At 59.2% G+C, this 12,300-nt stretch carries 8 protein-coding genes; 2 read left to right on the top strand and 6 right to left on the bottom strand.

Annotated elements, in window-relative coordinates:
* Positions 1-16: 16 nt before the first annotated feature.
* From rluA to araB, 6 genes are all read right to left on the bottom strand, one after another.
* Entirely contained in the window at positions 17-676 is a 660-nt protein-coding gene (gene rluA, locus HV355_RS18295; protein ID WP_148401115.1) for a bifunctional tRNA pseudouridine(32) synthase/23S rRNA pseudouridine(746) synthase RluA, read from the bottom strand.
* A gap of 12 nt (positions 677-688) precedes the next feature.
* The gene (gene rapA / locus HV355_RS18290; RefSeq protein WP_108417110.1) at positions 689-3,595 is read right to left on the bottom strand and encodes an RNA polymerase-associated protein RapA; all 2,907 of its coding nucleotides are present in this window, start codon (positions 3,593-3,595) and stop codon (positions 689-691) included.
* Positions 3,596-3,722: 127 nt separating this feature from the next.
* Entirely contained in the window at positions 3,723-6,080 is a 2,358-nt protein-coding gene (gene polB, locus HV355_RS18285) for a DNA polymerase II (RefSeq protein WP_182402917.1), read from the bottom strand.
* A gap of 116 nt (positions 6,081-6,196) precedes the next feature.
* Positions 6,197-6,892 carry an L-ribulose-5-phosphate 4-epimerase gene (gene araD / locus HV355_RS18280; protein ID WP_182402915.1) on the bottom strand — a complete coding sequence of 232 codons (696 nt, stop codon included), beginning with the start codon at positions 6,890-6,892 and terminating at the stop codon, positions 6,197-6,199.
* Positions 6,893-6,978: 86 nt separating this feature from the next.
* Positions 6,979-8,481, bottom strand: coding sequence for an L-arabinose isomerase (gene araA, locus HV355_RS18275; protein ID WP_182403018.1), 1,503 nt, complete (start codon positions 8,479-8,481; stop codon positions 6,979-6,981).
* A gap of 10 nt (positions 8,482-8,491) precedes the next feature.
* A complete protein-coding gene (araB, locus tag HV355_RS18270) occupies positions 8,492-10,201 on the bottom strand; it encodes a ribulokinase (RefSeq protein WP_182402913.1) in 1,710 nt (569 codons plus the stop codon).
* A 336-nt stretch (positions 10,202-10,537) separates the two neighbouring features.
* Here araB and araC point away from each other — a divergent pair, with 336 nt between their 5' ends.
* On the top strand, positions 10,538-11,383 hold the full coding sequence (gene araC, locus HV355_RS18265) for an arabinose operon transcriptional regulator AraC (protein WP_089599198.1): 846 nt from the start codon (positions 10,538-10,540) through the stop codon (positions 11,381-11,383).
* Positions 11,384-11,501: 118 nt separating this feature from the next.
* The gene (locus HV355_RS18260) at positions 11,502-12,269 is read left to right on the top strand and encodes a DedA family protein (protein WP_120159204.1); all 768 of its coding nucleotides are present in this window, start codon (positions 11,502-11,504) and stop codon (positions 12,267-12,269) included.
* The last annotated feature ends 31 nt before the right edge of the window (positions 12,270-12,300 follow it).

Below are 12,300 nucleotides of genomic sequence, written 5' to 3'. Positions count from 1 at the left end.
ATCGGGCCATTTTTTTTTAGAAGTCCACGGGAGCCTTAAAGGTCATTGCATTGCCAAAAACCGGATGGGTAATGGTGAGGGTCTGCGCATGCAGCAGCAGGCGAGGAGCCAGTGCCAGCGCTTCTGGCGGCGCGTAAAACCGGTCTCCCAGAATCGGGTGGCCCAGGGCGAGCATATGCACGCGCAGCTGGTGAGAGCGCCCGGTAATCGGCTTAAGCAGGACGCGCGCGGTGTTATCCGGCGCGTACTCAAGCACTTCATACTCGGTTTGCGCCGCCTTGCCGGTTTCATAGCACACCTTCTGCTTTGGCCGGTTCGGCCAGTCGCAGATCAGCGGTAGATCCACCAGACCTTCCGCCGTCGCCGGATGGCCCCAGACGCGCGCGACGTACTGCTTTTTCGGTTCGCGCTCGCGGAACTGGCGTTTCAGCTCGCGTTCCGCTTCTTTATGCAGAGCCACCACAATCACGCCGCTGGTGGCCATGTCGAGGCGATGGACGGACTCCGCCTGCGGATAATCGCGCTGAATACGCGTCATCACGCTGTCTTTGTGCTCGTCCAGACGCCCCGGCACGGACAACAGGCCGCTTGGCTTGTTGACCACCATAATGTGCTCATCCTGATAAAGGATGACCAGCCAGGGATCCTGAGGGGGATTGTAGGGCTCCATCACCATCTTGCGCTCCGTTTACTGATGCGTCACAACGATGAGACGCAGTGCGTCCAGACGCCAGCTTGCCTGATCCAGGCTCTCCAGCACCTGCTGACGATTGCTTTCAATCGCCGCCAGTTCATCGTCACGAATGTTCGGGTTAACCGCTTTTAACGCTTCCAGTCGAGAAAGCTCTGCTGAGAGCTTCTCGTCGGCTTCGCTGCGTGCCGCATCAATCAATTCACGAGCTGCTTTTTCAACCTGGGTTTCACCCAGTTGCAGAATGGCGTGCACGTCCTGCTGAACGGCGTTGACCAGCTTGCTGCCGGTGTGACGGTTAACCGCGCTCAGCTGACGGTTGAAGCTCTCGAACTCGACCTGCGCGGCCAGGTTAGTACCGTTTTTATCCAGCAGCAGACGCACCGGCGTCGGCGGCAGGAAGCGGGTGAGCTGCAGCTGTTTTGGCGCCTGCGCTTCCACAACGTAGATCAGTTCAACCAGCAGGGTGCCCACTGGCAGCGCCTTGTTTTTCAACAGGGAGATGGTGCTGCTGCCGGTATCGCCGGAGAGGATCAGATCCAGGCCGTTGCGGATCAGCGGGTGCTCCCAGGTAATGAACTGGGCGTCTTCGCGAGACAGCGCCACATCACGTTCGAAGGTGATCGTGCAGCCATCTTCCGGCAGGCCCGGGAAATCCGGAACCAGCATATGATCCGACGGCGTGAGGACGATCATGTTCTCACCGCGATCGTCCTGGTTGATCCCGACGATGTCGAACAGGTTCATGGAGAAGCTGATTAAACTGGTGTCGTCATCCTGCTCTTCGATGCTTTCCGCCAGCGCCTGCGCTTTTTCGCCGCCGTTGGAGTGGATCTCCAGCAGGCGGTCGCGGCCCTGCTCCAGCTGCGCTTTCAGCGCATCGTGCTTCTCACGGCAGGACTTGATCAGCTCATCAAACCCTTCCGCGTTTTCCGGCGCGGCCAGGTAGCCGATCAGATCGCCATGCACCTGATCGTAAATCGTGCGGCCCGTCGGGCAGGTATGTTCAAACGCATCCAGACCTTCGTGGAACCAGCGTACCAGCACGGACTGCGCGGTTTTTTCCAGGTAAGGAACGTGGATCTGAATATCATGTGCCTGACCGATACGATCCAGACGCCCGATACGCTGCTCCAGCAGATCCGGGTTAAACGGCAGATCGAACATCACCAGGTTGCTGGCGAACTGGAAGTTACGGCCTTCAGAGCCGATCTCCGAGCACAGCAGCACCTGCGCACCGCTGTCCTCTTCCCCGAACCACGCTGCCGCACGGTCGCGCTCGACGATGGACATGCCTTCGTGGAACACGGCAGCGCGAATACCTTCACGCTCGCGCAGGACCTGCTCCAGCTGCAGCGCGGTGGCCGCTTTGGCGCAGATCACCAGCACCTTCTGGGAGCGGTGGGCGGTCAGATAGCCCATCAGCCACTCCACGCGCGGGTCAAAGTTCCACCAGGTGCCGGTATCACCTTCAAATTCCTGGTAGATTTGTTCCGGATAAAGCATGTCGCGGGCGCGCTCTTCCTGGGTTTTGCGCGCACCCATAATGCCGGAGACTTTAATTGCCGTCTGATACTGCGTCGGCAGCGGCAGTTTAATCGTATGCAGTTCGCGTTTCGGGAAACCTTTGACGCCGTTACGGGTGTTGCGGAACAGCACGCGGCTGGTGCCGTGGCGATCCATCAGCATGTCGATCAACTCTTTGCGCGCGGATTCCGCGTTGTCGCTGTCGCTGTTGGCAGCCTGCAGAAGCGGCTCGATATCCTGCTCGCCAATCAGATCGCTCAGGGTGTTCAGCTCATCGTTAGAGAGACGATTGCCCGCCAGCAGCAGGGCGACGGCATCGGCAACCGGGCGGTAGTTCTTCTGCTCTTCGACAAACTGCTCGAAATCGTGAAAACGGTTTGGATCGAGCAGGCGCAGACGGGCGAAGTGACTCTCAAGACCCAGCTGCTCCGGCGTTGCGGTCAGCAGCAGAACGCCAGGCACGCGCTCGGCAAGCTGCTCGATAGCCATATATTCGCGGCTCGGCGCATCTTCGCTCCAGACCAGGTGGTGCGCTTCGTCGACCACCATAATGTCCCACTCGGCGTCGCAGAGGTGCTCCAGGCGCTGCTTGCTGCGGCGCACGAAGTCCAGCGAACAGATGACCAGCTGTTCGGTTTCAAACGGGTTGTCGGCGTCGTGCTGCGCTTCGGCATAACGTTCGTCGTCGAACAGGGAGAAGCGCAGGTTGAAGCGGCGCAGCATCTCAACCAGCCACTGGTGCTGCAGGGTTTCCGGAACCACGATCAGCACACGCTCGGCAGCGCCAGAAAGCAGCTGTTGGTGCAGGATCATGCCCGCTTCGATGGTTTTACCCAGGCCCACTTCGTCGGCCAGCAGCACGCGAGGCGCGTGGCGACGGCCCACGTCATGGGCGATGTTCAGCTGGTGAGGGATCAGGCTGGTGCGCTGGCCGCGCAGGCCGCTCCACGGCATGCGGTACTGTTCGCTCTGGAACTTACGCGCGCGATAGCGCAGAGAGAAGCGATCCATACGGTCAATTTGCCCGGCAAACAGGCGGTCCTGCGGCTTACTGAACACCAGTTTGCTGTCGAGCAGCACTTCACGCAGGATGACATTGGCCTCATCCGTATCAAGACGAGTACCAATGTAGGCGAGCAGTCCATTCTCTTCTTTTACGTCTTCAATCTTGAGCTGCCAGCCGTCATGGCTGGTCACGGTGTCGCCCGGATTGAACATCACGCGGGTAACAGGGGAGTCATTGCGAGCGTACAGACGGTTTTCACCGGTGGCAGGGAAGAGGAGGGTAACCATGCGCGCATCGACGGCAACGACGGTTCCCAATCCAAGTTCGCTTTCTGTATCGCTGATCCAGCGTTGACCAAGTGTAAAAGGCATAGTTGTTCGGCTCTAATCTTTAATTGCAGGCAATAGTTCAACCACCGTCAAAAAGACGGTCATCGAAAAATGGGTCCGGGAATGGAAAGGGCGCTATGGTACTGGATGGCAGCCATTTCGTCACGCGTCAAAATAGGCCAAGTTGCCCTGTCACTAGTGTAGCAAAATCATCATTGATGAAGGGCAAAATTCCCTCCGCGACCGGCTGAAGCTGGCGCGTCAGATAATGATCGTAATCGAGCGGCGATTGCTGGTAATCAACCGGTTCCGGGCCGCTGGTGGTCCAGACATATTTGATTGTGCCACGGTTTTGATACTGCGGCGCACGGCCCCGCCGCACGTTCTCTTCATCCGCCAGTCGCGCGGCGCGCACATGGGGCGGCACATTACGCTGGTACTCCGCCAGCGGGCGGCGCAGGCGCTTGCGATACACCAGCTGTGCGTCAAGTTCGCCCGCCATCAGGCTGGCAATGGTTTCGCGGATGTAGTCCTGATACGGCTCATTGCGGAAGACCCGCAGGTAGAGGGTTTGCTGGAACTGCTGCGCCAGCGGCGTCCAGTCGGTGCGCACCGTCTCCAGCCCTTTAAAGACCATCCGCTGCGCGTCGCCCTCCTGAATCAGCCCGGCGTAGCGCTTCTTGCTGCCCTGATCGGTGCCGCGAATGGTGGGCATTAAAAAGCGGGCAAAATGGGTTTCAAACTCCAGCTCCAGCGCGCTGGTTAACCGCTCTTTTTGCAAATGCTTGCCCCACCAGTCGTTCACAAAGGCGACCAGCGCTTTGCCGATTTGCGCTGCGTCGTCTTCTGAATGCGTGCCCTTAAGCCACACAAAGGTGGAGTCCGTGTCGCCGTAGATGACGTCATAGCCACGGGACTCAATCAGCGCTTTGGTCTGGCGCATAATCTCGTGTCCGCGCATTGTGATGGAGGAGGCCAGTCGCGGGTCGAAGAAGCGGCAGGCGCTGGTACCCAGCACGCCGTAAAAGGCGTTCATGATGATTTTCAGCGCCTGAGAAAGGGGCTTATTGCCGTGGCGCTTGGCCTCATCGCGGCCGTGCCAGATGTTGCCCACGATTTCAGGCAGGCAGTGTTTTTCCCGCGAGAAGCGTGCGCCGAGGAAGCCTTCGGTGCTGCGTTCATCGTCCGGCTGCGCCATGCCCTCAACCAGCCCGACGGGATCGATCAGGAAGGTGCGGATAATCGACGGGTAGAGGCTTTTGTAATCCAGCACCAGCACCGAGTCATACAATCCTGGCCGGGAGTCCATCACGTACCCGCCGGGACTGGCCTGCGGCGGCACGTCCCCGAGGTTGGGGGCAACGTACCCTGCCCGGTGCATTCGCGGAAAATAGAGGTGGCTAAAGGCCGCCACGGAGCCGCCGTGTCTGTCCGCCGCGAGTCCGTTCACCGTCGCGCGCTCCAGCAGGAACGGCATGATCTCGGTTTTGTGGAAAATCTGCGTCACCAGTTCGCAGTCTTTCAGGTTATAGGTGGCGAGCGCCGGTTTGTCTTCGTTAAAGCGCCGGTCGATCTCGTCCATTCGGTCCCAGGGGTTGTCGATGGATTTGCCTTCGCCAAGCAGCTCCTGCGCGACCGCTTCAAGGGAGAATGAAGAGAAGTTCCAGAAGGCGGACTTAAGCGCCTCGATGCCGTCAATAATCAGGCGACCGTTAGCCTGTGCAAAGAAAACACCGTTCTTAAAACCGTGCTCGCGCCATTCCAGCTCGCTGTTTCCGCGCCCCAGCATCAGCGGGATGCGGTAGCGCTCGGCGTGTTTTTGCAGCACGCGCAGGTCGAACTGCACCACGTTCCAGCCGATCAGAACATCGGGATCATAGTCGGCAAACCACTGGTTAAGCTTCTCCAGCAGCTGCGGGCGGCTGTTGACGTACTCAAGCCGGAAATCCAGCGCGGACGCATCGCCATTCGGAGGCCCGAGCATATAGACAACCCGATCGCCGCAGCCTTCCAGGCCAATGCAGTAAAGCTCGCCGTGGCGGGTGGTTTCGATATCCAGGGAGACCCACTTCAGCGGCGGGCGATAGTGTGGGTTAGGTTTCAGGCGAGCATTCACGACGCTGCCGTTTTGTTCGATGCCATCAACCCAGACAGGGGCGGTAATGAACCGCTCCATCAGAAAGCGTTCTGGTGGGCGGATATCCGCTTCGTAAAGCGTCACGCCCGCTTCGCGGAGCAGCTTTTCGTAGCGCATTAATTGACGATGGGCGCGGCAGTAAAGGCCGTAAACCGGCTGGCGGTGGAAATCCTTCAACTCAAGCGGAGTGATGCGCCAGCCGTTTTCACCGCGCAGCAGCTGCTTTACCTTCTCGACGTGGGCTTCAGGAATAAAGGCCACGGATTCCTGCGGCGGCAGCGTAACGTGCAGCGGACCGTTGTCCGTCGCCAGCCAGAACGCGACCTCGGTGCCCTGAGGGGTATCCCGCCAGTGTCGGGTCAGTAAAAAGCCTTCTTGCGCCTGCGCCACGCCGTTATCCCAGAAAACAAAACCAGGCCTGATTATAGCCTGGTTGAGGTGGGTTTGCTGGGGTTTTATACAGTGTCTGTTTTGCCGGATGACGCTGCGCTTATCCGGCCTACAGGCTACTGCCCGTAATACGCTTTCGCGCCGTGTTTGCGCAGATAATGCTTGTCCAGAAGGGTTTGCTGCATATCCGGGAGCTGCGGTGCCAGCTGGCGACAGAAGATCCCCATATAGGCGACCTCTTCGAGTACGATGGCGTTATGCACCGCGTCTTCCGCGTTTTTACCCCAGGCAAACGGGCCGTGGGAGTGCACCAGCACGCCGAGCATTTGCGCCGCGTCGATACCCTGTTTTTCGAAGGTTTCAACAATCACGTTCCCCGTTTCCCACTCGTACTCACCGTTAATCTCCGCATCGGTCATCAGGCGCGTGCAGGGAATGGTGCCGTAAAAGTAGTCCGCGTGGGTGGTGCCGGTCGCCGGGATGGACTGGCCCGCCTGCGCCCAGATGGTTGCATGGCGCGAATGGGTATGCACAATGCCGCCGATGGTCGGGAATGCCTGATACAGCAGGCGGTGGGTGGGCGTGTCGGAGGAGGGCTTTTTGCTGCCTTCCACCACTTCACCCGTTTCGATGCTGACCACCACCATGTCTTCTGCGGTCATTACCGCGTAATCCACGCCGGAAGGCTTGATCACGAACACGCCTTTTTCCCGGTCAACGGCGCTAACGTTGCCCCAGGTCAGGGTCACCAGGTTATGTTTCGGCAGCGCCAGGTTGGCTTCGAGCACCTGACGTTTGAGATCGTCTAACATTATTGTCTCCTGCCGGATGGCGCTTCGCTTATCCGGCCTACGGTTCCGTAGGCCCGGTAAACGCAGTGCTACCGGGCATTCAGGGCTTAGCGTTTTGAACCGTAATAGACTTCGTTCCAGCGCAGCGCGTCCTTGAAGGCGGGCAGGCGGGTATCGTTATCAATGACGGTCAGTTCGATATCGTGCAGTTCCGCGAACTGACGCATATCGTTCAGATCCAGCGCGTGGCTGAACACCGTATGGTGCGCGCCGCCGGCCAGGATCCAAGCCTCTGAGGCGGTTGGCAGGTCAGGCTGTGCTTTCCACAGGGCGTTGGCGACCGGCAGTTTCGGCAGAGAATGTGGGGTTTCAACCGCATCGACGCAGTTCACCAGCAGGCGGAAACGATCGCCGAGGTCGATCAGGCTGGCGTTGATGGCCGGGCCGGTGCGGGTGTTGAAGATCAGACGCGCCGGATCGGCTTTACCGCCGATGCCGAGATACTGCACGTCGAGGATCGGTTTCTCTTCGACGGCGATTGTCGGACACACTTCCAGCATGTGCGAGCCGAGCACCAGGTCATTGCCGTTCTCGAAGTGATAGGTGTAGTCCTCCATAAAGGAGGTGCCGCCCTGCAGACCGGTCGACATCACCTTCATGATGCGAAGCAGAGCGGCAGTTTTCCAGTCGCCTTCGCCCGCAAAACCGTAGCCCTGCTGCATCAGACGTTGTACCGCCAGACCCGGCAGCTGTTTCAGACCGTGGAGGTCTTCAAAGGTGGTGGTAAAAGCGTGGAAGCCGCCCTGTTCCAGGAAGCGCTTCATGCCCAGCTCGATGCGCGCCGCGTCCAGCACGTTCTGGCGCTTGTCGCCGTTGATTTGTGCCGCAGGCGTCAGGCGGTAGCGGCTTTCGTACTCGTCCACCAGCGCGCTTACGTCGCCATCGCTGATTTCATTCACCACCTGCACCAGGTCGCCCACGGCCCAGGTATTCACGGAGAAGCCGAACTTGATCTGCGCGGCCACTTTATCGCCGTCGGTGACCGCAACTTCACGCATGTTGTCACCAAAACGCACCACTTTCAGGTGGCGGGTGTCCTGCTTTGAGACCGCCTGACGCATCCAGGAGCCGATACGTTGTTGCGCCTTGCCATCCTGCCAGTGGCCGGTGACCACCGCGTGCTGCTGACGCATACGCGCGCCGATGAAGCCGAACTCGCGGCCGCCGTGCGCGGTTTGGTTCAGGTTCATAAAGTCCATGTCGATGCTGTCCCACGGCAGGGAGGCGTTGAACTGGGTATGGAACTGCAGCAGCGGTTTGTTGAGGATAGACAGACCGTTGATCCACATTTTTGCTGGCGAGAAGGTGTGCAGCCACACCACCAGCCCGGCGCATTTATCGTCGTAGTTGGCGTCGCGGCAGATGTGGGTGATTTCGTCCGGCGTGGTGCCCAGCGGTTTCAACACCAGTTTGCACGGCAGTTTAGCTTCCGCGTTCAGCGCGTTAACCACGTGCTCCGCGTGTTTCGTCACCTGCTGCAGCGCTTTCGGTCCGTACAGATGCTGGCTGCCAATCACAAACCACACTTCATAGTTATTAAAAATGGTCATCATCGTGTCCTTAATGGGTCAGGGTTGCCGTAGTGTCCGCGGTGCTTTTAGCCGGGGCGGCGACAGGGAGATAGTGAAGTTCGGCGCTTTTTGCCCATTGCTGGTAGCGCTGATAAAGCTGTTCGAAGCGTTGCGCCTGCTGGGCACGCGGCTGAAGGGTATTTTCGACGGCACTCGCCATATGCTGCTGCGCGGTCGGGATGTCGGCATGGACGCCTGCGGCCACGGCGGCAAAAATCGCCGCGCCCAGGGCACAGCACTGATCGGAGGCCACAATCTGCAGCGGACGGTTCAGCACGTCGCAGCAGGCCTGCATGATCACCGGGTTTTTACGGGCGATGCCGCCCAGCGCCATCACGTTGTTCACGTCGATGCCCTGCTCGGTGAAGCACTCCATAATGGCGCGGGCGCCGAAGGCCGTTGCGGCAATCAGGCCGCCGAACAGCGCAGGCGCGTCGGTTGCCAGGTTGAGATCCGCGATCACCCCTTTCAGACGCTGGTTGGCGAACGGCGTGCGACGACCGTTAAACCAGTCCAGCACTACCGGCAGGTGATCGAGCGAGGGATTTTTCGCCCAGGCTTCGGTGAGCTGCGGCAGAAGCTGCTTTTTGCTCTCGGCTATCTGGGTTTTCAGTTCAGGATGCGCCGCCGCGAGCTGGTCCAGCGGCCAGCCCAGCACACGGCCAAACCAGGCGTAGATATCGCCAAACGCGGACTGACCGGCTTCGAGGCCGATAAAGTCCGGCACCACGCTGCCGTCAACCTGGCCGCAGATGCCCTTCACCGCGCGGTCGCCGACGGTGGCTTTATCCGCCGTCAGAATGTCGCAGGTGGACGTGCCGATGACTTTCACCAGCGTATTGGGCTGTGCACCTGCGCCTACGGCGCCCATATGGCAGTCAAAGGCGCCGCCGGAGATCGCCACGTTCTGCGGCAGGCCGAGGCGTTTCGCCCACTCTTCGCAGAGCGTGCCGACCGGAATATCGGCGGTAAAGGTGTCGGTAAACAGCGGATATGTCAGGCTCTTGTTGATAATCGGGTCAAGCTCATCGAAGAACGCGGCTGGAGGCAGGCCGCCCCAGCTTTCATGCCATAACGATTTATGCCCGGCGCTGCAGCGGCCGCGGCGGATATCCTGTGGACGCGTGGTGCCGGAGAGCAGGGCAGGCACCCAGTCGCACAGCTCAATCCACGAGGCGGCTGCCTGCGCAACGGAGGCGTCGGCGCGGGTAACGTGGAGGATCTTGGCCCAGAACCATTCACTGGAATAAATCCCGCCGATATAGCGCGAGTAGTCGGTTTTGCCCGGCTGATGGCACAGGCGCGTGATGGCTTCAGCCTCTTCCACGGCGGTGTGGTCTTTCCACAGCACGAACATGGCGTTCGGGTTGTCGGCGAACTCCGGGCGCAGCGCCAGCACGCGGCCTTCGGCATCCACCGGGGCAGGCGTTGAGCCGGTGCTATCGACGCCAATCCCGACAATCTCCGCCCGCTGGGCGTCCGTCAGTTCAGCCAGGACGGTTTTGATCGCCGCTTCCATCGACTCGATATAGTCACGCGGATGGTGGCGGAACTGGTTATTTGGCGCATCGCAGTAGCGCCCCTCTTGCCAGCGCGGGTACCACTCAACGCTGGTTGCTATCTCCTGGCCGGACGTACAGTCCACTGCCAGCGCGCGAACCGAATCGCTGCCAAAATCGAGGCCAATCGCAATTGCCATGGTGTTGCTCCATCAAAAAACAGGTATGGAAGAACATTAGAGACTGGGGGCGAAAATCGTCAGGCAGGATCCGCTAATCTTATGGACTAAATTGCTGTTACGATTGAAAGTGTGACGCCGTGCAAATATTCAATGTGGACATTTCTGCCGCGCTTATAGACACTTTTGTTACTGCTTATCTGCTCATACTGGCGGAGAAATCAGAGAGAAAGGCTGAAACATGGCGGACGTAAAAGAGACATAATGCTTTTTGGATCTTTTTGCGGGCCATTTTTATACTGCTTTTAACGATATGGACAATTGGTTTCCTTCAGGACCGTTGGGAGTATTGAAATTATGGCTGAACCGCAAAATGATCCCCTGCTGCCGGGCTACTCGTTTAATGCTCACCTGGTGGCAGGGTTGACGCCCATTGAGGCTGAGGGCTATCTCGATTTCTATGTCGACCGACCGCTCGGAATGAAAGGGTATATTTTGAACCTCACCGTGCGCGGTGAAGGGGTCATCAAAAACGGCGATCAGCAGTTTATCTGCCGCCCCGGCGATATGCTGCTGTTCCCGCCTGGGGAGATCCACCACTACGGCCGCCACCCGGATGCCAAAGAGTGGTATCACCAGTGGGTCTACTTCCGCCCGCGCGCCTACTGGCAGGAGTGGCTTTCGTGGCCCGCCATTTTTGCGCATACCGGCTTTTATCGCCCGGATGAGGCGCATCTGTCGCAGTTTCGCGAGCTGTTTGCCCAGATTATTGAGGCGGGACAGGCGGGCGGACGCTACGCCGAACTGCTGGCGATTAACCTGCTTGAACAGGTGCTGCTGCGCCGGATGGAAGCGATCAATGAATCGCTTAACCCGCCGCTGGATAACCGCGTCCGCGACGCCTGCCAGTACATCAGCGATCATCTGGCCGACAGCCAGTTTGATATTGCCAGCGTCGCCCAGCACGTTTGCCTGTCGCCTTCGCGCCTGTCGCATCTGTTCCGCCAGCAGCTTGGCGTGAGCGTGCTGAGCTGGCGCGAAGATCAGCGCATCAGCCAGGCGAAGCTGCTGCTCAGCACCACCCGAATGCCTATTGCCACCGTGGGGCGCAACGTGGGCTTCGAAGATCAGCTCTATTTCTCTCGCGTATTTAAAAAATGCACCGGGGCCAGCCCGAGCGAATTCCGTGCGGGATGTGAATAAACGGTAAACATTCAGGTGAACTTCAGGAGCATCTTGTAAACTATTCAGACAATTGATGCCTTGACGCGGTGCGGGGCGCTAAGCAGAATCGCTGATTCGTTTTCTGACCGGAATAGTTATGCAGGCATTGCTGGAACACTTTATTACCCAGTCCGTTATGTACTCGCTCATCGCCGTGGCGCTGGTGGCGTTTCTGGAATCGCTGGCGCTGGTTGGGCTGATCCTGCCCGGCACCGTGATGATGGCGGGGCTTGGCGCACTTATCGGCAGCGGTGAGGTTAATTTCTGGCAGGCGTGGATGGCCGGTATCGTCGGCTGTTTGCTGGGCGACTGGATCTCCTTCTGGCTGGGCTGGCGCTTTAAAAAGCCGCTGCACCGCTGGTCATTTATGAAAAAGAACAAGGCGCTGCTGGATAAAACCGAGCACGCGCTGCATCAGCACAGCATGTTCACCATCCTTGTCGGCCGCTTTGTCGGGCCAACGCGTCCGCTGGTGCCGATGGTGGCCGGTATGCTTGATCTGCCCGTTGCGAAATTCGTGGTGCCGAACATTATCGGCTGCGTCTTCTGGCCGCCGTTTTACTTCCTGCCGGGGATCCTCGCGGGTGCTGCCATTGATATTCCTGACGGTATGCAAAGCGGTGAGTTTAAGTGGCTGCTGCTGGGCACGGCGGTACTGCTGTGGCTGGCTGCGTGGCTCTGCTGGCGGTTATGGCGCAGCGCGAAAGCCAGTGTCGATCGCGTGACACGCTATCTTCCGCGCTCTCGTCTTTTGTGGCTGGCTCCGCTGACGCTGGGTGTGGCCGTGGTGGCGCTGGTCGCGCTGATTCGCCACCCGCTGATGCCGGTGTACGGCGAGATTTTATTAAAAGTGGTGAGCCGTTAAGGTGTTTTCCCTCTCCCTGCGGGAGAGGGCC

It is taken from the genome of Enterobacter sp. RHBSTW-01064, from assembly GCF_014103035.1.
Taxonomy (GTDB): Bacteria; Pseudomonadota; Gammaproteobacteria; order Enterobacterales; family Enterobacteriaceae; genus Enterobacter; species Enterobacter mori.
Note: the sequence above shows the minus strand (reverse complement) of the source record. Positions and strands in the feature narration are given on the sequence as shown.